Annotated in this window: 22 protein-coding genes, 1 tRNA gene and 1 pseudogene; 17 read left to right on the top strand and 7 right to left on the bottom strand. The window is 42.7% G+C overall.

Annotated features, from left to right (window positions below):
- The first annotated feature begins 28 nt into the window (after nucleotides 1-28).
- From V7O64_RS05590 to V7O64_RS05580, 3 genes are all read left to right on the top strand, one after another.
- On the top strand, nucleotides 29-1,672 hold the full coding sequence (locus tag V7O64_RS05590; RefSeq protein ID WP_407357029.1) for a DUF835 domain-containing protein: 1,644 nt from the start codon (nucleotides 29-31) through the stop codon (nucleotides 1,670-1,672).
- 134 nt (nucleotides 1,673-1,806) lie between these two features.
- A complete protein-coding gene (locus tag V7O64_RS05585; protein ID WP_407357028.1) occupies nucleotides 1,807-2,505 on the top strand; it encodes an RAD55 family ATPase in 699 nt (232 codons plus the stop codon).
- Nucleotides 2,506-2,613: 108 nt separating this feature from the next.
- The gene (locus V7O64_RS05580) at nucleotides 2,614-3,000 is read left to right on the top strand and encodes a hypothetical protein (RefSeq protein ID WP_407357027.1); all 387 of its coding nucleotides are present in this window, start codon (nucleotides 2,614-2,616) and stop codon (nucleotides 2,998-3,000) included.
- On the opposite strand, the gene ftsA is transcribed toward V7O64_RS05580, so the two are convergent.
- Complete coding sequence (gene ftsA / locus V7O64_RS05575; RefSeq protein ID WP_407357026.1) at nucleotides 3,001-4,356, bottom strand: coenzyme F390 synthetase; 1,356 nt, start codon at nucleotides 4,354-4,356, stop codon at nucleotides 3,001-3,003.
- A gap of 1,653 nt (nucleotides 4,357-6,009) precedes the next feature.
- Nucleotides 6,010-6,489 (bottom strand): annotated as a pseudogene (locus tag V7O64_RS05570) (thioredoxin domain-containing protein); the annotation flags it as partial.
- Between the two features lie 298 nt (nucleotides 6,490-6,787).
- Here V7O64_RS05570 and V7O64_RS05565 point away from each other — a divergent pair.
- Nucleotides 6,788-7,465: a PKD domain-containing protein gene (locus V7O64_RS05565; RefSeq protein ID WP_407357025.1), complete on the top strand. Its 678-nt coding sequence runs from the start codon at nucleotides 6,788-6,790 to the stop codon at nucleotides 7,463-7,465.
- A gap of 27 nt (nucleotides 7,466-7,492) precedes the next feature.
- Here the strand turns inward: V7O64_RS05565 and V7O64_RS05560 are convergent, their stop codons facing one another.
- Entirely contained in the window at nucleotides 7,493-7,909 is a 417-nt protein-coding gene (locus V7O64_RS05560) for a hypothetical protein (RefSeq protein ID WP_407357024.1), read from the bottom strand.
- Nucleotides 7,910-8,145: 236 nt separating this feature from the next.
- On the opposite strand from V7O64_RS05560, the gene queC reads away from it, so the two are divergent.
- From queC to V7O64_RS05530, 6 genes are all read left to right on the top strand, one after another.
- Complete coding sequence (gene queC, locus V7O64_RS05555; RefSeq protein ID WP_407357272.1) at nucleotides 8,146-8,853, top strand: 7-cyano-7-deazaguanine synthase QueC; 708 nt, start codon at nucleotides 8,146-8,148, stop codon at nucleotides 8,851-8,853.
- A 63-nt stretch (nucleotides 8,854-8,916) separates the two neighbouring features.
- A complete protein-coding gene (locus V7O64_RS05550) occupies nucleotides 8,917-9,474 on the top strand; it encodes a DUF366 family protein (protein WP_407357023.1) in 558 nt (185 codons plus the stop codon).
- Nucleotides 9,471-10,190, top strand: a complete 720-nt coding sequence (locus V7O64_RS05545) for a 7-carboxy-7-deazaguanine synthase QueE (protein WP_407357022.1) — start codon at nucleotides 9,471-9,473, stop codon at nucleotides 10,188-10,190. The genes V7O64_RS05550 and V7O64_RS05545 overlap by 4 nt, the downstream gene beginning before the upstream one ends.
- The gene (gene queD / locus V7O64_RS05540; RefSeq protein ID WP_407357271.1) at nucleotides 10,187-10,537 is read left to right on the top strand and encodes a 6-carboxytetrahydropterin synthase QueD; all 351 of its coding nucleotides are present in this window, start codon (nucleotides 10,187-10,189) and stop codon (nucleotides 10,535-10,537) included. The genes V7O64_RS05545 and queD overlap by 4 nt, the downstream gene beginning before the upstream one ends.
- A 91-nt stretch (nucleotides 10,538-10,628) precedes the next feature.
- Nucleotides 10,629-11,567 carry a nitrogenase cofactor biosynthesis protein NifB gene (nifB, locus tag V7O64_RS05535; RefSeq protein WP_407357021.1) on the top strand — a complete coding sequence of 313 codons (939 nt, stop codon included), beginning with the start codon at nucleotides 10,629-10,631 and terminating at the stop codon, nucleotides 11,565-11,567.
- A 98-nt stretch (nucleotides 11,568-11,665) separates the two neighbouring features.
- On the top strand, nucleotides 11,666-12,637 hold the full coding sequence (locus tag V7O64_RS05530) for a methanogenesis marker 2 protein (RefSeq protein ID WP_407357020.1): 972 nt from the start codon (nucleotides 11,666-11,668) through the stop codon (nucleotides 12,635-12,637).
- Nucleotides 12,638-12,722: 85 nt separating this feature from the next.
- On the opposite strand, the gene V7O64_RS05525 is transcribed toward V7O64_RS05530, so the two are convergent.
- Complete coding sequence (locus tag V7O64_RS05525) at nucleotides 12,723-13,022, bottom strand: hypothetical protein (protein WP_407357019.1); 300 nt, start codon at nucleotides 13,020-13,022, stop codon at nucleotides 12,723-12,725.
- A 163-nt stretch (nucleotides 13,023-13,185) separates the two neighbouring features.
- On the opposite strand from V7O64_RS05525, the gene V7O64_RS05520 reads away from it, so the two are divergent.
- The 7 genes from V7O64_RS05520 (at nucleotide 13,186) to V7O64_RS05490 (ending at nucleotide 20,450) form a co-directional block, all read left to right on the top strand.
- Entirely contained in the window at nucleotides 13,186-13,881 is a 696-nt protein-coding gene (locus V7O64_RS05520) for a radical SAM protein (RefSeq protein WP_407357018.1), read from the top strand.
- 73 nt (nucleotides 13,882-13,954) lie between these two features.
- Entirely contained in the window at nucleotides 13,955-15,466 is a 1,512-nt protein-coding gene (locus tag V7O64_RS05515) for a cryptochrome/photolyase family protein (protein WP_407357017.1), read from the top strand.
- A 112-nt stretch (nucleotides 15,467-15,578) separates the two neighbouring features.
- Nucleotides 15,579-15,890 (top strand): DUF5611 family protein, encoded by a 312-nt coding sequence (locus V7O64_RS05510; protein ID WP_407357016.1) that lies wholly within the window; start codon nucleotides 15,579-15,581, stop codon nucleotides 15,888-15,890.
- A 44-nt stretch (nucleotides 15,891-15,934) separates the two neighbouring features.
- Nucleotides 15,935-16,441, top strand: a complete 507-nt coding sequence (locus V7O64_RS05505) for a chorismate--pyruvate lyase family protein (protein ID WP_407357015.1) — start codon at nucleotides 15,935-15,937, stop codon at nucleotides 16,439-16,441.
- Between the two features lie 76 nt (nucleotides 16,442-16,517).
- Nucleotides 16,518-16,589, top strand: a tRNA-Thr gene (locus tag V7O64_RS05500).
- Between the two features lie 794 nt (nucleotides 16,590-17,383).
- The gene (locus tag V7O64_RS05495) at nucleotides 17,384-19,693 is read left to right on the top strand and encodes a SpvB/TcaC N-terminal domain-containing protein (protein ID WP_407357014.1); all 2,310 of its coding nucleotides are present in this window, start codon (nucleotides 17,384-17,386) and stop codon (nucleotides 19,691-19,693) included.
- A complete protein-coding gene (locus V7O64_RS05490) occupies nucleotides 19,662-20,450 on the top strand; it encodes an RHS repeat domain-containing protein (RefSeq protein ID WP_407357013.1) in 789 nt (262 codons plus the stop codon). The genes V7O64_RS05495 and V7O64_RS05490 overlap by 32 nt, the downstream gene beginning before the upstream one ends.
- Before the next feature lie 318 nt (nucleotides 20,451-20,768).
- On the opposite strand, the gene V7O64_RS05485 is transcribed toward V7O64_RS05490, so the two are convergent.
- The 3 genes from V7O64_RS05485 to V7O64_RS05475 all read right to left on the bottom strand — a co-directional run bounded on the left by V7O64_RS05485 (nucleotide 20,769) and on the right by V7O64_RS05475 (nucleotide 26,538).
- Entirely contained in the window at nucleotides 20,769-23,597 is a 2,829-nt protein-coding gene (locus V7O64_RS05485) for a DUF3458 domain-containing protein (protein WP_407357012.1), read from the bottom strand.
- A gap of 135 nt (nucleotides 23,598-23,732) precedes the next feature.
- Nucleotides 23,733-24,104, bottom strand: a complete 372-nt coding sequence (locus V7O64_RS05480; protein WP_407357011.1) for a 4Fe-4S binding protein — start codon at nucleotides 24,102-24,104, stop codon at nucleotides 23,733-23,735.
- Between the two features lie 322 nt (nucleotides 24,105-24,426).
- A complete protein-coding gene (locus V7O64_RS05475) occupies nucleotides 24,427-26,538 on the bottom strand; it encodes an ATP-binding protein (RefSeq protein WP_407357010.1) in 2,112 nt (703 codons plus the stop codon).
- Nucleotides 26,539-26,889 lie beyond the last annotated feature (351 nt).

Below are 26,889 nucleotides of genomic sequence, written 5' to 3'. Positions count from 1 at the left end.
CTATCATAACATTTTATGAGTGGTCCGGATGGATGAACTAAAGAAAGGAAAGGTGCTGATAGTTGATGACGAATCAATGAATATCAAGCTACTTGAAGCTTATCTGAAGCATGACTATGAGATCATATCAGCATCTGGTGGAGTTGAGGCTTTAGCTCAAGTGGAAACCTGTAATCCTGATATAATCCTTCTTGATCTGATGATGCCTGATATCACCGGATATGAGGTATGCAAAACTCTCAAAAGCTCTGAAAAGACACGTTTTGTCCCTATTATCATGGTCACCGCACTTTCAAGTCTTGAGGACCGTATCAAAGGAATCAATGCAGGAGCAGATGATTTTCTGACAAAGCCCCTTGACAGGCTTGAGATAAAGACAAGGGTTGGCTCTCTTCTGAGGATAAAGCAACTTCATGATGAGCTCATATCTGAAAGGGATCAGGCACAGAACTATCTCGACCTTGCAGGTGTAATGCTTCTGGTCCTTGATGAACGGGGTATTGTCAAACTAATAAACAGAAAGGGCTGTGAGATACTCGGCTACACTGAAGATGAAATAACAGGCAATGATTGGTTTGGAAATTATGTGCCGGAAATTTTCAGGGAAAGTGCACTTGAAGGTTTCCATAAGCTGATATCCAATGAATATGATGGTAATCGGTACTTTGAAGTACCTTTCCTTAACAGTAACCAGCAAAAAAGAATAATGAGCTGGAATAACATTGTTCTCAGGGATCCGGAAGGGAATATAAATGGCTTGCTTGTTTCAGGTGAGGATATTACTGAAAGGATAGAGGCAGAATCAAAGATTAAAAGAGCCAACGAGTATCTTGATAATCTTTTAAAAGCCTCTCCTATCGCTATGCTATCCCTTGATAGCAAAAAAAGGATCGTTACTGCTAACAGCAATGCTGCAGATATCCTTGGTTATGATGTCAGTGAGTTGATCGCCAAGCCTGTAAGGGATCTTATAGATGATCAGGACTTACTGGAATTTGCTGACAAAAAGGACTTTGAGATGATGTTTTTCACCAAACATGGTGAAAAAATTGGCATGAATGTTTCGACTTCCCTTCTGGCCGAAGATGATGGAATACAAGGTCTGATAATAACCCTGCAGGATCTTTCCCGTCTAAGGGGAATATTCATAACTCCCCTCACAGAGGATGTCGAAGAAGATACAGGGGCTATTGAAGAAGATCTTGAAAGTGGATATATCTTTTTTTCAGGATCAGAACATCCCGGGCAAAGTTACAGGACATTCTCAGAACTTGTCAAAAGGGGGAAACCCGGTCTTTGTATTACCCGACTGAACCCTGATAAGATACGTAACATGTATGGTATTGCAAAAACTCCTATAGTGTGGCTTACAAAGAACAAGATGAACGGCCATCAGTCAATAGACTCGACCGAGATCTTCCGGATATATCCCACAATAGCCGATTTCATCAATAAGGTGGAGGATGGTGTCGTTCTGATGGATGGTCTGGAATATATGATACTTGATAATGATTTCCTCTCCGTGGTCAAGCTCATTGAACAGACTAATGATACTATCATGGCATCCAGCTCCAGGATGATTTTGCACTTAGATCCGGCTGTTCTGGAAAAGAAGGAATTCCATTTACTTAAAAGATGGATGAGACCAGTTTCTGCCGATGTGCTCTCTTAATATTATCCATTTTTGAACTTCTTGATTATTAATGTGTTGTGTTTTACGGTTTTTGCCATTAAAGATATATATTATTTTTACTCTATTATAGTTACTTCTTTTCTGTGTACATAAAAAAGAGAAAGAGGGGTATAATGCGATTTGTGGATACTATAGATGGTTTGAACGAGGTTTTTGAAACCGACATACCCAAAAACAGTGTTGTACTCGTTACAGGAGCCGCAGGAACCTTAAAATCAGGTTTCACCTTTCAGATGCTTTCCAATTATCTGGAACAACAGGATGAGTATGGGCTATATATCACTCTTGAACAAAGCAAAGAGAACCATCTTCAGAATATGGATAGCATGGGTATAGATCTTTCATCTAAACTGCACATAACAGATTTTAGTGATTACAGGATCCTTTATGATGATTTTTCAGATGACCTTCTGGATATACTTGAAGAGAATATCATTCAATTCAAAAAGAATGTGGGAAATAAATGCAGCTGCGTTGCTATAGATTCCCTTGGAGCACTTTATTCTCTTCTGAATGTGGAGCCCCATGATATGAGGAAAAGATTGTATAAGATGCTTGAAAATCTGAGGCGTGAAAAACTCACAACTTTCCTTATCCTTGAAGAAGAAAAGTTATCAGGTATGTCCGATCCATCGACGGGTATGGAAGGATACCTTGCTGACGGGATAATTGAACTTGGAATGCACCTTAAGGGAAATGTTGCCAACAGATATCTGAGAGTAAGGAAAATGCGTGCAGCTTCCCACAGTATGGAGCCCTGGATACTGACTGTATCAGAAAATGGCCTGAAGGTATACAAAGGAAATTTCTAATTTAACAAGGCTAAAGTTCTTATAACCTGAGGTACAAAAGGAATCGCATATCTTCGTGGAACAGGGGGTAAAGGTATATTCACAGAATTCAATCAGGCTTCTTTTAATTTGCTATTGCAGTTTGTCTCTCTCTTTGTGCTGATCATTGCTTTATTGCAGGTCTCAAAGGATCCTATGGGTAAACACTGCAGGTTTGTAGGCGTTGCCGTATTGTTGCAATTGATATCAATTCTTGCATTCATGTCTCCTTCCATGTCAATGCTGACGGGAATAGGGGTCGGCTCTTCCCTGCTGACTCAGATGTATCTGCATCACTTTGCGGGCTTACTTGTGATCGTCCTTTTCATATATATCTGGCTTGCCGTTGCTGGCAGGATCAAAAGGGTTGTAGACCCTTTCAACCTAATGAAGATAACCCTTGCACTATGGATAATTGTTTTCATCGGTGGTCTTAACCTGTATCTTTCTCTCTGGGAAGGGATTTCCCTTCTATGATCACCTTCTGTCAACTATGCGTTTTGGTCTTCCTTTTATACGGTAAAATTCAAGTTCACCGGGTCTTACAAAGTTGAAAATGATATTCAGGCTTCCATCTATGTATGAATTTTCCAGGTTCTTCTTGTAGCCGAAAAATGATCTGAGGAAATTTTCCTTTATATGTTCTTCATCACATTTCTGCATATCATTGCATTCCATGCTCACCCTGAGGGTAGTTTCTCCTTCATCATCTCCTCCGTAGAGGAAAGCTTCGTATTCACCTGTCAGATACTCCATGTTCTGCCTTTGGAACACTCCTTTTTCAATATCCACACGATTGAAAGGGGTTCCTGAAACCCAGAAAGTCTCTGCCTCCCTCTGAGGATTCATGATCTTCATATGGGTCCGTCCGCATGCACACTCCTCTCTGCTCAGTACCACGGTGGTATCCTCGGTGTCGTAATTAAGAAGCACGTTCCCGCTCTTTGCTCCTACGGGCAGCAGTGTTGTGAGCACAAGCCTTCCACATTCCCCGTCCTTTACGAACTTATCCATGTGAGGGTCATACACATCAAGATGGATCAGGTCTTCCGGTACATGCAGGCCGCTTATGTCTGTGCATTCTCCGCACATGGTTCCTTCGGTGCTTCCATATGTATTATATACATCGCAATCCCATAGCTCCGATACATAGTTCCTTGATTCATCTGCAAAGCTCTCACCGCCTATCACCAGGCGCTGGATACTGGAATTTGCAGGATCCATTCCCTGATCTTTCATTTTCTTTGCAAGGCGGATAAGCTTGAAGATGCTGCCAACTATTGAGGTGGGTCTGTATGCCTCCATTATCCTTATCGGGAATGTACACTTTCCTTCCGGGATCATTGTCATACCGATATTCTTTGCTGCAAGTGTCATTGTATTGGCACCTACGTTCATGCCATAGGAAGCACAGACAATAACCCGATCATCAGCTACAAATCCCTGGGACAGGAAACTTCTTGCATATTTTTCTGCGTATCTTTCCCAGTCCTCCCATGTAAGGAAAAAAGATTTGGGAGTGCCACTGGTCCCGCTTGTTTCATGTACTGTGAACACATCTTTCCATTCAACTGTCCTGAACCCGAAATCCTCTGTTACAGGAGGCTGGTTCTCACGAATGGTCTTTCCGGTTATTACAGGAAGTTCCAGAAGGTCCTCATGTGATCTTATGTCAGAAGGTCTGGTGCCGTGTTCCCTGAACCATTTTTTATAGAAAAGGGAATTCTCTGCCGCATAGTTGACAGTGTACCTGATCCTCTCTTCAATAAGCGAATCAAGTTCACTTCTGTCCATCATTTCGATTTCGGGGTTGTAGTATTTTCCAGTTCTCATCTTTTCCTCTCCCCTTTAAGGATGTGCGATCCTTTCTATTTCTTTCTTTACTTCTTCCATGTCATCTAAAGGCAATTTACAGGTATGGTTGCGGCATATGTGGACAGTTGTCCTGCCATCTGTCATTCCCATATCTTTTGTGTAGGGTGCTATCTTCGTTATTCCTTTTGTTTCATCTATGAGACTTTGTTGACTTTCCGGTTTGAAAAGAAGGACCTTTTCGGGAATAAACCTGCTGTTTATGAATCCTGTTATATCCCTGATCCCTGTTTTTTCCGGATCCCCTACAACTACTATCTCCACAGAATCATTTATCGCAAGATCCGCTGCTGACATGAAATGAGTATAACCGATAGGTGCTGAACTTACTTTTCCTGAGAATGCTTTTATGGTCGTGTGGGCCATATCCTCAAGCCTGTTGTCCCCTGTTATCTTTGCCAGTTTCAGTAAATTCATGATGCATACAGAGTTTCCTGATGGAATGGCACCATCATATACTTCCTTACTGCTAAATATCAGTTTTTCGCCCTCATCGGATGTATGGAAGAATCCTCCGTTGTCGCTGTCATAGAAGTGGGTTTTCAGGTAGTCATTTATTTTCAGTGCATGCTCCAGGTATTCTGTCTGCAGGTTTGTTTGATAGAGTTCTATAAGGCCCCATATGAAAAATGCATAGTCTTCCAGGAATGCATCTATGGCGGCTTCTCCCTGGCGGTAACGGTGCTTCATCTTTCCTTTGCTGTCTGTCATTGTTCTTAAGAAGAAACCGGCCGCATTCTCTGCCATCTGTGTATATGCATCTTCATCAAAAGCCTGTGCAGCTTTGCATAGTGCAACAATTGCAAGACCGTTCCAGTCTGTGAGTATCTTATCATCTTTTAAGGGATGAATGCGTTTTTCACGTGCATTGAAAAGTGTCATTCTGGCACGTTCCAGAGATTCCGATATATCTTCATCGTGTTCAGGAATGCAGTTTTTCCCTGTGTTCTTTTCCAGGGCTGCTGTCATATGGGGTATGTTATCTCCGGTAAACTCTTTAGTATGCTCCTGGGCAAAGTTACCTGCAGTTTTAATGTTGAATAAGTCTTTGTAAAGGCTGGCATCCTCTATCCCAAGTATCTCATCTATCTGCCCTGCTGTCCAGAGATAGAACCTGCCTTCTTCTCCTTGGCTGTCAGCATCTTCTGCCGAGAAGAATGCTCCCTGCGTTGAAAGCATATCCCTTCTGAGATAGGATATTATCTCCTTTGAAGTATTCATATATTCGTGTTCTCCCGTTGCCTGGTACGTTTCTGCCAGGGCGGTCACCATCAGGGCCTGGTCATATAACATCTTCTCAAAATGAGGTACAAGCCATTTCCTGTCCGTAGAATACCTGTGAAATCCGAACCCTATATGGTCATAGATGCCTCCCATACGCATTGCTCTTAATGTCCTTTCAACCATTTCCAGTGCATTTGCGTTTCCTGTCCTTTTCCAGTACCTGAGGAGGAATGTCAGATGGTGGGGTGTGGGGAATTTAGGAGCTCTTCCAAAACCGGCATGTTCCTGATCAAAGTTTCCTTGTAGCTGTTCCAATGTCCTGTGCAGGAGCTCTTCACCGATATGCATCCCTTTTTCCTGTCTGTTATAAGAAGAGACCGTAGCAGTGATCTCCTCAGCACTGTTGATAAGTTCCTCTTTTTTGTTTATCCAGAGATTTTGTATGGCAGGCACCAGGTCAAGCATTCCTGGTGCTCCATAACGGCTTTCCTTGGGTATGTAGGTGGCTGCATAGAATGGTTTCTTTTCGGGTGTCATCAGGATTGTCAGGGGCCAACCTCCTCTCCCGGTGAGTGCCTGGCAGACTGACATGTATATGTTGTCAATATCTGGTCTTTCTTCACGGTCTACCTTTACAGCGATGAAAGAATCGTTCAGAAGCTTTGCCACTGTCTCGTCTTCAAAGGATTCCTTTTCCATTACATGGCACCAGTGGCAGGTAGAATAACCTATTGAAAGGAATATGGGTTTGTTCTCTTCCTTTGCTTTGTTAAAAGCCTCTTCTCCCCAGGGATACCAGTTTACAGGATTATGGGCATGTTGCAGCAGGTAGGGACTTTTTTCCCGGATCAGTCTGTTGTTTTTTCTCATGTCATTGTTTTCTTCTCTTGTCAAGCTCTCACTCCCGGTTATCGTTCAGATCTTGATTTTAATCCAAAATCATTCCAAAATGCTTTCTTATTTGTATTTGTTTTAGTCTTGAAATAACCTGTCATTGAGTTGCTATGACTGATGTTTTGCTTGCCGGCTACTTCCAAAAGCATATATCTCATAATGAGTATGACTTTTGAGAGTGTACAAATCTTTATATAGGCCACTATCCAATAATTGCTCAGTAAGATAGTTTCAGATCATATTTAGGATAATAATTTAAAAAAGGTGGTACGATATGGACAAAAGATTATTTCTACCGGTTATTGTTATGCTTGCATCGGTCCTGCTTGTTAGCGGTATGGTGAACTTCCAGGCAGGTTCTGCGCAGGAGGCACCAGGTTCAGGTAATCCTGACCCATCCCTGGAGGACCCTGAAGTGGTTGCCCAGAAGGCAGATCCGACTGCAGCAAAAAAAACGGAAATGACCTATGAGAACACAACGGTGGCACCGAGTTCAACCCCTACTATGATGTATGGCGGCGGAGGTTTTGCACCCACGGCTGTTACGGAAGAGCCTCCTAAGCAGGAGAGGCCCGTTGTAACTGTTGTCAGGGCTGCTTTTACGGCAGATGCCCAGTGCCTGACTGTCAGTTTCACTGATATGTCAGAAAACGCAACTTCATGGAAATGGGATTTTGGGGATGACACAGGTTCAACAGAACAGAATCCGGTCCACACATATGCAATGAACGGATCCTACCTGGTCACACTGACGGTATATGGTGATGACGATTCAGGTTATTCAACGGAAAAGGAACTCATTATAGAGGATTGTGAACCATCCGGACCTGAGGAGGAAGACCCATCAAAGGAATATCCATCTGCAGAACAGGAAATCCCGGAATTCCCCACCATTGCTATCCCGATGATAGCGATCATAGGAATGGCCTTCTTTTTCAGAAGGAAGGAATAAGTAGATAAATGAACCGCTGAAGCGGTTCTAATACTTTATTTTTGCAAAACCGCCAATCTGTTGCTTGCAGATATTTGCGTGTTTTTCCTCATCTTTTATCAGTTGTCCGATTTCTTTTAAAAATTCAAAGGCGTCTTTTTCGTTTGGGAATAATTCTGTGATAACTTCTGAATTGGTATTTTTGATATCTTTGTAGACGTTCATTGCAAGAATCTCATATTTCATGATTGTTTTGAACATTTCTTCTTTTGACAATCCTTCAAAGTCGAATACATGCCTTGGAAGTCCACGCGGGGCAATTTCAGGAATATCTATATTTGCTTTTATCATCCATTTTTTGATAATGCTCCAATGTTTATCCGAATCATGTGAAAGAATCTCAAGAGCATCTATGTTCTCTTCCATCATTTCAACACGTGCTTCCCATGTGCCCAATTGTTCCATTTCCGATTCTATCCAATACATTCTTTGAAGTAATCTTTCAAGGGTTATTTTATCTTTGATGATTGGCAGAACTATCCCCCAATTGCATTAATATTATATTTATATTGTATTTGTATTCCTATTCCTATTTATATCTATTCTCCATGATGTCCTTGCGATGGTTTATTATATAGTGATTGCAGTTAAGTAATCCTCTGGTATTATGTAAGTATTATCTATTTCACGGAGGATTATCTATCAGTGCAATTGCCTTGTTAAGCAGCGGTCTTGATTCTGTTACTGCCATTGCGGCTGTACGGGAAAACACAGATGTGAAAATGGCCCTTATATTCAACTACGGGCAGCGGTCAGTGGAGCGTGAGATCGGGAATTCGATAAAGGTATGTGAACATTTCGGGATAGAATACCGTATTCTTGAGATCAGCTGGATGCAGGAGATTACAAGGACTTCTCTTGTTAACAAAGACATGGAGATCCCGTCAATTGGCATGGAAGAAGTGGCAGAGGATGCAGACCCTTCAATTACTATCCAATCTGCAAAAGCTGTGTGGGTGCCTAACCGCAATGGTATTCTCATTAATATTGCAGCGGCTTTTGCAGAAAGTATGGGTTGTGAGTATGTAGTTGTAGGCTTTAACAGGGAAGAGGCGGTGACCTTTCCGGATAATTCCATTGAGTTTATCGAATCTGTTGATGATTCTCTCTCATATTCAACACTTAATGGCGTTAAAGTGCTTGCGCCGCTTATCAATATGGACAAGAAAGAGATAGTTGCAAAAGCTATTGAATTGAATGCGCCCCTTGAATACAGCTGGAGTTGCTATCATGGTGGGGAAACGCCGTGTGGAGAGTGCGAGAGCTGTACAAGACGAAAAAGGGCTTTTGAAATGGCAGGTGCCAGGGACCCTCTGCTTCTGAGACTTGGAACCGGGCACATTATCTGAATAGATATCAACATGAATAGAAATCAATATTAAATATTCGTATATTTTCACTGGTGCTATAATATGGAATATATAATTCTTGATAAAAGACTGGATTACGACGGAAGCCAGATATCATCACTGTGGGCCTATAATCTGGCAGATGTTCAGGCAGACTCAATAATTGCCTTTCGTGGGGGCTGCGATGTAAAAGCAGAACATATGATCGACCTTGAGGACAAAAAACAGGGCGATCTGATATTTTCCACGGACATGGTGCATTTTATCATTGAGCACTTCGATTCCACAGACCTGAAACTCGTGTATGCAAGACAGAGATTGTTTACGGCATTAGTTGCGGAGCTTCTATCTGGATATGGTAATGCTATCGTTCGAAGAGGGGACGATCTTTTTGTGGAAGGAAAAAAACTCACTGTATCCATTGCAAGTACCTCGGCAGTTTCACAGAAAATACATTTCGGTATAAATGTGGTTCACGACCATTACGGCAGTCTTGAAGACATTGGTATTTCCGGGAGTGAAGTTGCAGGACTGATGGAAAAGATAGTCATGCTCTATTATAATGAGTTTGCTGATATTGAGGAGGACCTCAGGAAATCAAGGCCCCTGGATGTGATATGATGTTTGCGCCGGTCAGTGAGGTTTTCTGTTCTGTACAGGGTGAAGGTCCCTATGTTGGGTACAGGCAGGCATTTGTCCGCTTTACAGGATGTAATCTTAACTGTGATTATTGTGACACGCCGGTTGAAACCACAGAGTATTGCAGGTTTGAGGAAGTGCCCGGGTCCGGTGTTTTCAGGAACATGGAGAATCCGATCTCCAATGCCGGAATAAAGGAGTTGGTGGGTTCTTTTACAGGCCTTCACTCAATATCGCTTACCGGTGGTGAACCTCTGCTCTATGCGGAATTTATCTCATCATTACACACGGATATTCCTTTGTACCTGGAGTCAAATATGACCCTGCCTCACATGGCAAAGAAGGTAAAGGACTGCGTGTCATATGTCTCCGGTGATGTGAAACTTCTTCCTCATCAGTTGCTTGAAGATCCCGAACTTCATCTTGACAGGACAATTGAATGTTTCAGGATCTTAAAAACTACTAAAGACAGGGATTGTTTCTGCAAGATAGTTGTAACAAAGGATACGCCGGCTGATGATATTGAGGCAGTTGTAAATACGATCAGCGGGTATATTTCCTGTCTGATATTGCAACCGGTGACTCAGAAGGACATGCAGCCAGATCCAGGCTGTCTTCTGGGGCTGCAGGATCTTTTCCCTAATGATGTTGATGTGCGAATAATACCACAGACCCACAGGATGTGGGGGTGTCTATAATGAAAATGAGACTAGGAATAACTGATTATATTGACAGTGCCCACTATCTTCCCGGGCATGAGACATGTGGCATAGTCCACGGGCATACCTATAAGACCGAAGTAGTCATAGAAGGCGAAAAAAAGGAAACGGGCATGGTCATGGATTTCTATGACATCAAGAAGATAGTAAAAGAGATCCTCAGGGAATATGACCATGTCTTATTGAATAATATTCTGGAGTTTCCAAGTGTTGAGAACCTCTGTGAGCATGTTCACTCCAGGATATCTTCCAGGCTTGAGTTCCCTGTCTCTGTTAAGATGTGGGAAGGCCAAGGCAAGTGGTGCGAAGTGACCAGCATTGATTAAGGATCTTCCAGTAGCATTCCATAAAAAACTATATCTATGAGTCTCTCTTAAACTGTGCCGTGTTTATTGGAGCGGCAAAGGAGCTATATTTATGGAAACTGAAAATGCAAACGTATGTGAAATAGAGATTTCCAGGGATGATGAGATCAAGAGAGTGATAGCACAACATCCCTGTTATTCCAAAGAGGCCCAGCACAAGTTCGGGCGAATTCATCTTGCAGTAGCTCCTAAGTGCAATATCCAGTGTAACTATTGTGATCGCAAGTTTGACTGTGTGAACGAAAGCAGGCCCGGAGTTACCAGTCAGGTATTGACACCGCAGGAAGCCCTTGAGAAGACCATCCAGGTGCTAAAGGAGTATCCATATATCAAGGTGGTCGGTGTTGCAGGTCCGGGTGACCCGCTTGCCAACGATGAGACCTTTGAGACACTGGAACTTATCAAAAAGGAATTCCCTGATGTCACACTTTGCCTGAGTACCAACGGACTTGCATTGCCTCAGAGAATGCCTGACCTGCTGAGAACGGGTGTCACAACGCTGACTGTGACAATGAATGCCATTGATCCGCAGATCGAGGCACAGTTGATAAACCATGTCTCTTACAAGGGAAAGGTATACAGAGGTACCGAGGCTGCCGCAATCCTTATAGAGAACCAGCTTGAAGGGATCAGGCTGGCAGTGGAGGCAGGATTAGTCGTTAAGGTAAACACTGTAATGGTTCCCGGCATAAACGATAAACACATTGTTGAGGTTGCAAAGAAGATCAATGAGCTTGGTGTCTTCATAATGAACGTTATGCCTCTCATATGCCAGGCAAAGTTTGCAGATATGGAACCGCCATCTCCTGCAGAGCGCAAGGCTGTGCAGAGTCAGTGTGAACCTTATGTCCAGCAGATGAGACACTGCCGTCAGTGCCGTTCCGATGCTTTCGGCCTGATCGGCCAGGATCTCTCACAGATGAGTGAAGAACGCAGGAAGACCATTAAACTTGAAATGAAAAAGAAATCCGACTCCAGTGATGAGGCTTAGGCTTTTTTACTGATACTGTCACGCCCTCTCTGTTAAGATTGGTCGTACTCTCCCATTTACATATGTTTATCGATCCTAATCATAGTGCAGGTGTTCTTTTGGATATTGAAAGGCTTGCGGCAAATCTACGGAACTTCGAAGGCGTCACCAGGAAGAAGCCAATTGCAGACATCGTGAATATATTTGAGACAGTTCGCTGCGAGTATGGCGAGATAATCGATGACTTCGGGGACGATGCAGCAGTGATCGATATCGGTACTGATGATGTCATACTCTTTGCGGCAGATGCCATATGGGGCAGGATAGTAAATAAAAGTCCATGGTGGACCGGTTATACTTCAGTTGTGGTCAATGTGAACGACATTTCTGCAATGGGGGGCCGTCCTCTTGCCATGGTCAACGTCATGTCTTCCAGTGATCTGGAGTCCACAGAAGAGATAATGAAGGGGATCAGGGACGGGATAAAGAAGTTCGGTGTGCCTATGGTGGGAGGTCACATGCATCCGGACACCCCGTATAACTCACTTGCAGTTGCTATCATAGGTATAGCAAAGAAGGATTGTGTCATCAGGAGTGACACCGCAAAGCCCGGGGATGTCATCATAGTTGCCTACGACATGGATGGCAGGGTTGGACAGAATTCTCCTTACAGCTGGGATACCACTTCGTTCAAGGAGCCTGAAGTGGTGCGCAGGCGCTTCATGGTCATGCAGGAGATAGGTGAGGAAAAGCTGGTGACCGCCGGTAAGGATATCAGCAATCCGGGTACCATAGGGACCCTTGGTATGCTCTGTGAAGTGAGCAGGGTCGGCGCTTCGGTGGATCTTCGAGCTATACCGCGACCAGAAAATGTTGACTTTGAGCAATGGTTGAAGATATATCCTGCAACAGGTTACATAGTCACTGCAAAAGAAGAGAATGCTTCCCGCTGCATTGAGGTGTTCGTGTCTGCCGGGATCAGGGCAGCTGTCATCGGGCAGATAAATGACAGCCATGTTATAGATATCTATGATGACAGCACAAGTGCAATTGTCTTTGATCTGGGCAATGATACCATCACAGGCATCTGAAAGAATATGCTGTTAAGCTGCCCTTATGCATGTTCCGTTCCAGGCAAGATCCGTTCTTTTTCCAGCTATTTACCTTGATCTGTATTCAATCGCTATCTATCCATGCCTGGAGTTCATCACGCAGGTACCTCTCAGCAGCCTGGACTTCTTCCAGAATACCTCTGAGCACTATAACTTCCCTTTCATCAGTCTCTACTATGTGGACACTTAGTTTTCTTCCAACGGGCTCAAGATCGAATTCTTCCACAATGTCATAGATGATGTATGAAGGGGTCCCCGGGGGGATTATCAGGTCATAAAGGTCTTCAAGGTCCTGTTCTTCAGTTTTTGCTTCCTTTTTACTTTTTGCTCTCTCAAGATCCTCAAGTTGCAGTTTCTTTGCCAATGTGATCACCGTCTCTCTGGTTTGATGCTCAAAACACATAAAAAGTAATCGCTGAGTATTTGTGTTTTTTGGGTCTAAGTATTAATAGGGTCAGTTACAGAATTGTTGTTAATAAGGATTGATAGGATATAATTATCCTATCATTTATGATCGGAGCGAAAACATGAGGTTGATCGACTTATCAGATGAAAAGGGCCAGATACGGGTCGAGTTTGGGGGTTGCAACATGAAATGCCCTTACTGTGTTCACATACACCAGCCAGTAAAGGACTGGACGGTTGATGAGCTTGTTGAGTATGCAGGCAAGTCCACAACGGAGAATGTCTATCTGGGTGGGGCCGAGCCGACATTACAAAAGGAACTTCTGCCGTTTATAGAGGAACTTCACAGCTTAGGTAAACATGTCATACTAAAATCCAATGGCATGAAACCGGATGTGCTCAGAAATGCTCTTTGTTTTGTTCAAGGCTTTGTGCTTGAGATAAAAGCATCAAGTGATGATATTGAGGGCATAATGGAGCTAACAGGCATGTCACAGGAGCGTAGCACAAAATATGTGAGTCTGCTGAACGAGTCTCTGACCATTGCAAAGAACAAGTGGCTGCGGATCTGGATAAGGGTCATACCCGAATATGTTAATGCTGAAACGATGCCTCGTATCCTGCCTGACCTTGAAGGCGCTTCAGAGCTCATGCTCTACCAGTTCATGAGCAATCCGGATTTTGACCTGCCATTTAAGGGTCACAATGAGCCGACACCTTCATGGAGAGAGATCAAGGAGCTGGGTGAGATGGCGCTGGAAAAGGTGGCCCAGGTGCGACTTGTGGGAGAAAGGGGAAAGATGGTGTTGAAGCGATGATCATTTCCTTTTTTTCTAAGTTCCTCTTTCTAGACGCTGTTTTATAGCTACTTCCAACATAGGTGCCAATTATATGCCACTTGTAAAAGCCCCTCCTCAAAGAGAGTATTCCAGGCTTGTCCTTATTCCTGGTAATTGTCTGTTCCGGGATATACGCAACCTTGAGCCAGACGGTGAAACCCTTTTCTTCATGGCTGAGGACAAGGGACTATGTACACGTTTTTTGTATCACAGGCACAAGCTTATACTCTTGCTCTCTGCTATGAGATCCTATCGGGACTGGCTGGCCGGGGAATTCGATGTTTTCTATTATGATATCTTTGAAGAAGTTGACCTGAGCTATGAAGAGAAGCTCCTGTTTGTTCTTGAAACGTATGGGATAAGCAGTGTTGTGACATATGTATTGGAAGACAGGGAATATGAAGAAAGGATCAGGGGCCTTTGTCAGGACAATGGCTTAATGTATACAACGGTGGATTCTCCCGCCTTCATGACAACAGTTGAGGAATTCTCTGCTTTCCGTGAAGGTAAGAAAAAGGTGCTGATGAATAATTTCTACATTTCCCGGCGAAAAAGTCTGGGCTACCTCCTAGATGCAAAAGGAAATCCCATTGGGGGTAAATGGAGCCTTGATGTGCAGAACAGGCACAGTCTGCCAAAGAGCGTATATGTTCCAGACCTTCCTTCAGTTGAGCGCAGTATGCATACATTGGATGTTATTGAAATTGTGGAGGATTTATTCCCTTCAAATCCGGGAAACGGTAAGAATTTCTACATACCGACTACAAGGGCGGATGCGCTTATGTGGCTGGACGATTTCATCGAAAATCGTCTGAAATATTTCGGTCCCTATGAGGATGCTATCAAAAAGGACGAGCCTTTCCTTTTTCATTCGCTGCTTTCCCCTCTGATGAACATAGGCTTGCTGGTGCCTGCAGAGGTCATTGGCAGGGCCCTGGAATATTACGAAAAGAACAGGGATCTTGTTCCTCTATCCAGTATAGAGGGTTTTGTGAGGCAGGTGATTGGCTGGAGGGAATTCATGAGGGGAATGTACCACGGCCCGGACATGAAGACTAATTTTTTTGGGCACCAACGCAGACTCGATTCCAGATGGTACGAAGGGAAACTTGGTGTCAAGCCGGTTGACTGCGTTATAAGTAAAGTGCTGGAGTATGGCTATTGTCATCATATAGAGAGGTTGATGATCCTGGGGAATTTCATGCTGCTATGCGGGATCCATCCGGATGAGGTGTACAGGTGGTTCATGGAGATGTTTGTGGATGCATACCAGTGGGTGATGGTACCCAACGTATATGGGATGAGTCAGTTTGCTGACGGCGGCACGCTTTCCACAAAGCCGTATATTTCCGGCTCTGCTTATATCCTCAGGATGAGCGATCATCAAAGAGGCGACTGGTGTGATGTGTGGGATGCCCTTTACTGGCGTTTCATTGATAAGAACCGGGATATACTGCGCAGTAATTTCAGGATGGGTATGATGGTGGCTACCTATGACAGGATGCAAAATGATAAAAAAAGGAGGATGTCCGTGCTTGCAGAGGCTTTTCTTGATGATCTATGAGTCCTTTATGTGGGAGCTGCAGGTTCATGCAGTTGAATGTTTAAGTGCTGACAAGGTAAATGCGTACCGGTAAATTTATTCGTTGTAAGCTTGTTATATAGGCTTGATATAAATGCAGGAATACAAGTTAAAGCGTGGTTATACAGCTGATCCGGAAAGGATACATGAATGCCTGAAAGAGACTTTTCCAGGTGAGGTCAGAAAGGAAGGAGACAGGTTTGTTACTTCTTACGGAGTCCTTTCCAGTCTTAGCGTATGGGTTGAGGGTAAGAACATGGCAGTAGACACGGTTTCTGATACCTCGTTAACAGACGATGAACTGATACTTGACTCTAACAAACGTTTCAGGGATTTCCTTTACAAGGCCACCGGATATACTGCAAAGGAACGCCTTAAACAGGCAAAGAAAGAAGTTTCTAAGTAAAACCGGAATATTTGTTCATCTTATGATGTTGCTGAGTGGTTATCATGGATTTTATTGGAAAACTGAAGAGTTTTGATATTCCCACATGCCTGAGGGTATGTGCCGGTACCGATGGCTCGGTCACTTTTCTGCTGGAGATCATGACCAGGTACCCTACGGCAGTTGTGACGCAATACCAGCATATCATCCCGGCAGATGAGAAGATGGCACAGATCTTTGAAGTGGATGTGGGTGCTGATATCAATGAGCGTGTGGTCACGCTCACATCAGGTGATGTTCCCTATGTGTATGCAAAATCCCTCTCTGCCATCGAGAAGATGCCGCAAGGCGTACGATGTGATATGATGAAAGCCGATATCCCCATAGGCAGGATACTGCGTGACCACGACATCGAAACCCGAAGGGATTTTGAGGATATTGTGATAGCAGAGGATGAACCTCTCTTCGGGGTACAAAAAGTCCTTTCCCGCTCATATCGCATAGTACACCATAATGGTGTCCTGATGTGGATCAATGAAAAATTCCCGGTTGATGAACGATGGTGCTTATAAAGCACCCTCTCTCCCAACCGAAAACTTATTAATTGATTCTGTGTATTATGTGCCAGCGCCCCATTACTTATTCTGTGCCTCGGTGGCTTAGGGGTATAGCGCGTCCTTGGTAAGGACGAGGTCGCGGGTTCAAATCCCGCCCGAGGCTTCTAAATTTTTGTTCAAAGCCCATTTTATTTTTACATCTATAGTCATGCATATGAGAGGATTTTAGGTTAAAATCAGGGAAGAAAGGAAAACTCTCAGCTGGTAGAAGCCTAGGCGTATCTTCCAAGTAAGCAGGTTTACTAGATATTGAAAGATGCACAGAATCTTGATGATGAATAAATCTAGGATACACCTTTTGTTTTATCAGGTTTCTTCACTGCAAGCGTGGAAATGCCGCATCACTAACAATTTCAGAATTCTTCATAGCTATTTCTATTTAAGTGCTGGCTGTGTTGAAAAAACACCTAGCATCACATACTCTTATTAAACTGTTGGAAGGGAACGGCATTTCTCACAATTATGGCCAAGACAAATTTGACTTAATTGGATATTCTAAAATCAACGTCGATTCTGCAACGAGTGAGGATGTGATCATATGCATCCATTGAGGCAGGGGAAAAGGGAATTTATTAACAAGCTTGATAACGATGTGATCCTTTCCTGAATATTCTTGATACCATAGTCTGAGATTTGAATGTAAATGTTGTATCCTTTTTTAGTGATTAGAATGTTGCATGATATCTTTTTTTATTTGAATTATTTTTGAATTCGATTAAAAACATTTATATGCCTTATCTGCTTTTTTCTTTCATAATATTATTTAGTACTAAATAAATACTCATAGGATCTGCTTAAATTGAGAAGGATTTGTGGCAAAAATGGTTAAAAAAATACTCTGATTTATTAAAAAAGTCAATTGCAATATTTATGATTCTAATTCTGGTCACACCAAATGTGTATTGTCTTGAAAATACAGAAACTGAACAAGACGTAAATGTTGAGAATACAGAATTGGATTCCGGCTCAAACGAAAACAATGATGCAAACTCTGCGGATAACTTAGACTTCTGTCCTGATTGCCAGGATGGAAAAAACGAAAAAAACTCGAAACAAGAAAATAAAGATAAAAATGAACTTATCGGGGACCCTGATGTTATTTCGCCTGAAGAGACAGCATCTATGGCCACAGCGTCTGCAACAGAAATTTCTTCTCTCTTTGACGCAAAAGCATACTTAAATCCAACTCTTGAAAGTAAAAATGATTATTTTGATACCAGTCTTTTTACCGGTTCTTTCACCTACACATACCCAATTGAGACTGTAAGAGGGAAAGGTGGACTGGAGCCACACATTTCTCTGACTTATTCAAGTAGCAATGGAAAAGGATCCCACGGACCATTTGGGTCAGGCTGGTCAGTAAATGAGAATTATATCATAAGAGACACAAGATATACCCCTGAAAATACGAGTGATGATAAATATATTCTCATGTTCGATGGTTCAACTCATGATCTTATTTATGTAGAAGAAGATAATTCGTATCACACCGAAACAGAAAGTTTCTTGAAAATTACCAAAAACATAACAAACACAAATTCTTTTGGTGAGTACTGGATTGTCAAAACAACAGATGGAACAACTTATCGATTTGGATATAGAGACAATTCGGAACAGATAAATTCTGAATCATCACGGAACTACGTAAGTAAATGGTGGATGGACCTGACCGAAGACGTAAACGGAAATCAAGTCCTATACAATTATGTTGAAAATCCAAGAAGTGGAGAAGTTGGTAGTACGTACCTTGCCAACATAACATACAATGATCAACTTTCAGTTATTGAGTTTGATTTTGAGGATAAAACACCTACATTTGACTTTTATGAGTACGGAAACAGAATCTATGAAAAGAGCATTGTCTCTTCGATAAAAGTTCTCAATGATGATATCCATTTGTGGAGTTATTATCTGGAATACGATAATAAAGAGTCAAAATCAATTTTGACCTCAATCACAAAGTCTGGTTTGAATCAATCAGAATTCCCATCAACAGTGTTCGAATATGACTCTGCTATCGGTTTTGGACAAAGCAGTTTGTGGACATTTCCAACTTCATTTCATTCGTATGATGGTTTTGGCCAAGCAATTGAGAAAGTATACGAAGGCGAAAACGGCTGGATCAGCCAGAACACCACATATAATGAACTGGGTCTAGTGGAAAGTACTGAAGTTCCACATTACGTCAACCAGTCTGGCCTCTCCGTAACCTACGAATACGATCCCATAGGCAGGCCAACAGTTATCACCAACACGGACAACACCACCCTGACCTACAACTACGAGCTTGAAAACACCTCCATCACTAATCAGAATGGAGTAAATAAAACACTGACAAGTGATATTTTTGGCAATATCGTAAAGGTCTATGAGTTCAATGAGGGTGAGATCTACACCACAGGCTACGACTACGATGTCCTGAATAATCTCATCAATATCACTCCTGGTCTCAACGAGCCAACAACTCCGCCAGGTGTCAGTTTCACCTACGACTCCCTTGGCCGCAAAGTAGCCACGAGCGACCCGGACATGGGTAACTGGACCTATGAGTATGACCTCAACGGCAATCTCATCAACCAGACCGACGCCAGGGGAGTCTCCACACGCCTGACCTACGATGCCCTCAACAGGGTCACGGCAGTCGATTACCCAAGCGATGCGGATGTCAGTTTCACCTACGACCTTGAGTACAACGGTACGCTATCACGGGTGATGAAAGGAGGCATTTCATCAAATTATGACTACGACCAACGTTACAGGGTTGAGAGCGAAACAATAACGTTTGGTGATTTGGGCTATACTACATCCTACGAGTACGACAGCATGGACAGGGTTACGAGCATAACTTATCCTGACGCTGCAAGCGTCAACCTGACCTATAATGCCCAGACCCTGCTGGAGAGCGTTGAAGGCGTGGTCGACAACCTTGACTACAAGGCAAGGAACCAGATAACTACCAAGGAACTGTCAAACGGCGTGGTTACGACCTATACCTATGACACCGAGAAGCTCCTGCTGGACAGGATCTACACCGAGAGTCTCCAGGATATTAATTACGACTTCGACAACGTCGGCAATATCCTTGAGATCGAGGACAATGTGCTCAATTCCGTGAAAAACTTACGGATACGACGACCTGGACAGGCTGACCAGCGCAGACATGGAGGTCAACAGTGTGCCGACGTACCAGCGGGATTTCATTTATGACCAGTACGGATGCATCCACCAGGTAGACGAGAACAGTGTCACAATATCCTCTTATGGATATACTGGTACACCTTTCCATGCTCCTGTAAGCTATAACGGAAACACCCTGGACTATGACAACAACGGAAACCTCATTGAGGACGAGGATTTCATCTACGTCTACAACGATTCGAACCAGTTGAGCGAGGTCCGTTACTCAGGTAACAGTTCTCTTGTGGAGAAGTACTTGTACGATGCCAATGGCAAGAGAGTCAAGAAGCAGAATGCTGACGGTGAGTTCACCTACTACGTCAACAAGTTCTATGAAGTAGATGATGGCGTAGCGACCATTTATTTCTTCCGTGATGATGAGCGCATAGCCAAGCAGACAGCTGGAGATATGGAGTGGCATCTGTCGGATCATCTGGGCAGCACTTCCCTGATGATTAACGAAAGTGGTCTTGAGGTTGAGCGTACCGAATACTTCCCATACGGCCAGGTCCAGTCCGGCGGTCTGGAGAAGTACGGTTTCACAGGACAGGAGAACGATGCCGACACCGAGTTGATGTACTACGGTGCAAGGTATTACTCGCCTGTGTACAGGGTGTTCGTGCAGCCGGATACGATGCTGCCTGATCCATATAATCCTCAGTATCTAAACAGGTATGCTTATACTTTAAACAACCCGGTGAGATATACCGATCCTAGTGGACACTACATTATAAGGAGGAATTGTTCTATTGTCATGAACTCCCTGTTAATGGCGGCAGGCTCATAATCGCCTCAGTTGTTGCTGTACTGGAGTTTCCCTCCGAGGTGCTTAGAGAGCTTGATGTGTTCCCGTCTCTGACTCTGGAAGCATGGTCATTGGTATCACACATGAGGCTCAGTACTCTGTGCACCCAGGATTGTTGGAAGATTGATTCAGGAGAAATGTGCTTTTGTTGTTCTGTCGCACATAGTCGATAGATCTGAATGGTTTTATCGTTTTATACTCGACAAAACATGTATTTTTTATCGAGTATAGTCGATGGATATATGGCGGGCAAGCCACGATAACTATTTGTGGACACTTAAGATCCGTAATATTTCATTTTCAACTCAGGTCTATTTTTCCCTTAATCTCTTCATACTTTTTCACGGCATTGGGAGTATTGAGCAGTATCTTCCTTATCCTGTTGTACACGCTGGGAGTACTCTCAGGGTCGAGCATGTTCAGGAAATCTGCCATCATTTCCACAAGAGGGACGTGATATTCATCTTCCATCCTGTCAATATTGGCAAGAACGTTGAGTATGCTGACCGTATTGTATTCATTGACCATGGCCAGTCCGGGGATTATCTCAGCAAGCAGTTCTCTTCCTTTTTCGGTTTGCAGGGATCTTTTCCGGTTATATGCAAAACTTCCAAAGAGTGCTCTCTGGTCATTTGCCTGTTCTATCCTGAAAGTTTTCAAACTTTTCACCTGTCTTACCAGATCGGTTACATCATCCCCGCCGCTGCTTCCAATAACCCGGAGGAAAGCCTCCCAGCTAACAGGGTGTTTTTCCGCTTCTTTCTGGTAGTTTTTCATAAGCTCGATCTTATCTGATGCGCAACTGTCAAGATAAAGGCTAAAAGCGGTCAGTTTATCAGTAGCATTGCAGGTGGTTTCAAACTGCTTTCTGATAATGGTATGAATATCCGGAGTATCAAGGGCTGAAAGAACAGATAGACATTTGTTCTTCAACTGGCGGTTCTTGATAGCGTCAATCTGTTCTTCAAGGTAATCTGAATTTTCAATATCCTTTTCATTGCAACTCACATATAGTGCCATTAGACTTTCTTCATGTCTGCTTGCTATTGCTTTGAGAAGTTTCTGTTTAACTTCGTACAACAGCTGGTAACTGTGTGCAAACTTTTCATCTTCCACAGATTCAAAGAGCGTCAGGAACTGTGCACCTGCCTTTTCCATAAGATCACCATCCGCGATGAGTTCATGGAAAAGGTCTGTGAACTCATCTGACGGAAGAGCACCGTTATCCTTGATCAGTTTCGTCTTCTCAGAATCCAGTATCCTGTAGAATGCAAGGAATCTGTTGATGAGGTCGGGGTCTGTTCTAGCCTGAAGGATAAGTTCATCTATAGTTGCTTCATGAACCAGTTTTCCAAAGAAGGAGTAGTTGCGGTTCAGGGACAAGAATGCAGGCTTATCCACATTGTCTATAACTATTTCCTGCTCCCTGGCAGTCATACGTTCCATAATTTCAGCAAGGTCATTACCATTTTCATCTACAAGAGCTGCACATATTGGTAATTCCCAGAAGGATTTGCCTTCAGGAACTTCCTGCTTGAAGGATAAAGTGTATTTTCTTTCTTTTTCGTTATATGAAGATCCAACATGAAGCACCGGAAATTGTGTCTGTTTCAGCCATGTATTTGCCATATCCTTAAAATCCAGGCCTGAAGCTTCTTCCATAACTTCAATCCATTCCCAGCTTGAAGCATTTGAGTGTTTGTATTTGGAATGGTAGGTATCCAGTGCTTTTACAAAAGTCTCTTTTCCCATGAGTGTCTCGATCATGTTCACAAATTCAGGGGCTTTGACATAGGTCACTGAGGAGATAAGGTCATCAGGGTCGTTGAATCCATCGGGGATTATCGGCATTGAAGCGGCTCCCCTGTCAAGGGCAAAGGTTCCTGAACCAGGTGCAAGAAAAGTAAGTACTTCCCCCAGACGACCGTATCCCTCACCGAAATGATATGCATGGTACATCCTTTCGATGTGAACGGTAACGGCCTCGTTAAGCCATATTTCAAAAGGACTCTTGCCGGTGACTTCTGAGCCGTTCAGGTTGTGGTAGAACTCATGCACTTTCACCCTCATAAGATACTCAAAAGCGGTATCTGTAATCTGGGGGAAGGGCATTATGCGATTGGTGCTGATGGTTGTATTTCCAACATTTTCCATTCCGCCGAAATTGGAATTCTGCATACCGATCTCCCTGTAGACGGTACCGGTATACTTGTACCCCGTTTTTATTGATTCAACTGCTATTTTCAGTTCTTTCCTTATCTTTTCCAGTTTTTCATTGGCACCTTCACCTTCATTTTTGAGAAGATCCCTTCCTTTGATCATATCCATGATCTCTTTGCGCTTTTGGATCTGGTCATATTGTTCTGGACCTGTGAAAAGATATATCCACATAATCGAATCATAGAGAATATCAAGGGACTTTCCGGCAATTAACGTATCCGAGCCAGGAGGAACAAGAAGTTCCAGATCAAAGGTGTGGCCATCCGGATATTCAAACTCCTTTTTGAATGTATCATATGTGCCAACGCCAAGGAAGAAAAGATAGGTTGCCATTGGTGTGACCGAGTTGTCATAGACGATCATGTCCCTGCCGTTTCCAAGTGAGTGCCTTTCCTTAATGATGTCACCGTTGGTAATGAGATTTGTATATCTCTCATCAGCAATGATGGTCGTAGTGTATGTACATTTTGCAGTCATGTCATCGATGCATGGCACCATCCTCTGGAATCCCCACTGCTGGCACTGTGTTATCTGCTGTGGCGGAGCACCTGCAGGAGTTTCATCATAGTAAAGACCTTCCAGTATGTTGTCCGTTGGCCTGCAGATAGTTTCTGTGTTAATCACGATCTCTGTGTTTTCAGGTACTGTCTGCCTGAATCTGATACAAAGGATGTCGTCCTTTATCCTGTATTCGTGATCAATATCATAGTCCCTGCAGCTTACCGACAGGATCTCAAGTTTCTTGCAGTTCAACTCTAGTTTGTCAATGGGTTTATCCAGGGTTTTTAATTTAAGGTCTGATGTCACCTTGGTATGGTCGTCAAATACATCGAAAACAAGGTCCATGTGCATGACCTTTACATTCAGTTCACCAAAATCCTCAGGATAGTATTTGTATAATCTTTTCATCGAATTTCCTCTTTCAAATTCCCTCTTTATATGTATGGTAACCCATAGACCATTGATGTTCTAACTTTATAAACCAATCTTCTATTTCAGCTTATATCCAAAAATCAGTTTAAAAATGGTGTTTTCATTAGATTTTCACAAAGGACAGATCTTTATGCACATTCCACACCTGAGTCCCCCGAATGCATTGAACATGTAATCGGCACATTTATGCCTGTTAATTGTTCCATCCTCTGACAGTGCTCCAACAGGACATATTTTTATGCATTTCAGGCAACTGCTGCAATGCTCATGAATAAACGGCAATGTGATATTTGTCTCATTATCCAGTTCAGCATCCGTTAATATTGCAGTCATGCGGACCTTTGGGCCGTATTCTTTGCTGATAAGCAGATGGTTCAAGCCAAAATTACTGATCCCTGCATGATATGCAGCATGTTTGATGGACACACTGGCTTTAAGTGTCTCACGATTAGCATACCAGTATCCGAACCTTATTATCTGCATACATATTCGCATCAATATTACTTTAAAACCTGGAAAGATACAGTTTGAATTTTACTGTAGGTTCAGGTTGGTCAGGTCAGTTCATCCGGGATTTGATGAGGATGTGAGGGGATGGAAGTATGGGGTGAAATACATTGAATATCTATCCTGCTGATGCTTACAGGGAGACAAAACCGATTCTTACCCGGACAGTTCCAAAATCCATTCCCTTTAATACATTATATCTGATAATCTCCTTTTGCCAGGAGAGTACATTATGCTGGTATTGACGGATAAATTGTGTCATTTTTAAGACATAAAGCAAAACCAGCAATTAAAGTTTTCATGCGGAGTGATTCACAGGTATTGTGAATGTGAATGTGCTTCCTTTACCGGGTTCACTTTTCACTCTTATTTCTCCACTGTGCATCTGTACATAATGTTTAACTATTGAAAGACCCAGTCCTGTTCCTCCATGGATACGGTTTGAGGATGAGTTTACCTGTTTGAATGGTTCGAATATAGCTTTTTGTTCATTTTCAGGAATGCCGATGCCCGTATCAGACACTGAGATCGAAATGTTCCCGTCAAATTTTCTTGTGTCAATACATATTTTTCCATTTTCGTCTGTAAATTTGACGGCATTGGTAATAAGATTGTACAGTATTTGCTTGATCTTAATCCTGTCTGCATATAGTTCTATACTTTCAACCCCAATGCCTGATCTAAAGTCAATGGACTTCTTTTTAGCCAGGGGTTCTGTTAATGTTGCAACTTCAGCGATTACTTCTCTAAGGTTTATTTTTTCCGGATTGTAGTCCATATTGCCGGATTCTATTTTGGAAATATCCAGTATGTCATTGATGATTTCCAGCAGATGCTTGCCACTTTTGGATATATTTTGTATGTAATTCCTTTGACTGGGATCTAGCTCTCCTGTGAGGCCATCAAGCATAATCTCAGAAAAACCTATCACAGAATTCAGAGGTGTTCTCAATTCATGACTCATATTGGCAATGAATTCCGATTTTATGCGGCTTGATTCCTCAGCCAGTATCCTGGCATGGATAAGGGCCTTTTCCGCTTCCTTGCGCTCCGTGATATCTGCTAAGAACAACGTGAGGCCTATAACAATTCCCTCATCGTCTTTAAGAGGGCTGTATGCATTCTCATACCATCGCCTTTCGTGTAACTTCTCTCCATATTCTTCTACAAGCGTGAAAGCCTCACCGGCAAGTGCCCTGTCGAAATTCAACTTTGCTTTTTCCCTGTCAACAGGATCATTGAGGTAACTTAGCATGTGGCTTCCGGGTTCTATTTTGGCATCCCATATTTGTTCCATCATTAACCGATGGTTTTTGTTAAAGGCAAGGTATCGGTATTCCATGTCAAGGGCAAATATGGCAACATCTTTTGGGCTTTCAAGTATTCCCTGTGTGAGGTAGTATGCCTGCCGATACTTCCATTCAGCCTGTTTCAGGTCGGATTCTATCTTTTTGCGGTTTGTGATATCCAGGGCAAAACCATCGATCTCAAAACTATCATCTTTAATATCACCGCTTATTTTTGCATTGACCAATAGCCAGATGTGTTTACCATCTGCACGCAGGGCTTCATATTCGAAGTTTTCTATATGTTCTTCTGTTTTGAGGATATTAATCAGTTCTTTACGGCGATCAGGATCAACGTATAGCTGTTCTCCTATATCCTGTAAGGAATTGACTGCTTGCTCCGGGGTTTCCTGGCCCACGATGCGGGCCATCTCGGGATTTGCCAGGATCATCCTTCCTTTGGAATTCTTTCGAAACATTCCTACAGGGACATTATCTATAAATGACTGAAGCTTTATCTCGTTCTCTTTCAGAGCTTCCTGTGTTCTTTTGCGTGCTAATTGGTTATTCAGCAGCCTTCCCAGTAAGACCGTTCCGGCAGGATATATCAACATCACCGGTAATGTAATTTGACTGAGGACTTCCAGTGAATATGGCCAGGGAAGCAGCAACATGCATAAAAGCATGAATAAGTGGACAAGAATACCCAACACATACAGATCAAATATTCCAAATAACTGTTTTAATCTATCCTGGTAACGTCTCCATGATAATCCCAGTAATACAGAGCCTATTGTTACGGAAACACCAACAATTGCTCCGATACCTCCCAGATAAAGGCGATAGGAAATGATAATAAGTGCTCCGATGATCGCAGGACAAGGCCCAAAGAAAAGTCCTACAATGCTTAATAATATAGAACGTGTGTCATAGAACAATCCGGGTGCAAGTTCCCATGGATTCAGCATTAGGGCGATGCCTATAAGGCCAACAAAAAACCCCAGAATTATGCTTTTTAAACGTGTGTTCATTTCCATGTTAAAGAAAAGAACATCGTAAAGGACACCTATTGCAAGAAGCAAGGCTGCATTGTTTATCAGTGAGATCAATATTTCAGTATCCATCCTAACATCTTTTCAGGTCTTTGTCTGTTTTGCAGTGCTTGTCTATCTATCTGGTTTCAATGAATTTCATAAAACAATTTTCAGCTTTTGTGCCATTGATCATATGTTGTACATTTTATTAAAATATTATCCAAAATATCTTTATCTCTTTATTATATGCCCAACTTTCAAATACTATGATCTATATGTTGCAACTATCTGATTTTTGAGTACCGGTAATAAATATTGGATGAAATTTGTTTTTTTTATATACGTGCTTTCGGGCAGTGCTATATAAACACTCACCAGAAACTACATAAAAGAACATGATATATAACATACAATTTCATCTGATATGAAGTTAGATGATTC

It is taken from the genome of Methanolobus sp. WCC5, assembly GCF_045690325.1.
Taxonomy (GTDB): domain Archaea; phylum Halobacteriota; class Methanosarcinia; order Methanosarcinales; family Methanosarcinaceae; genus Methanolobus.
This window is presented reverse-complemented; position numbering and strand designations above follow the sequence as displayed.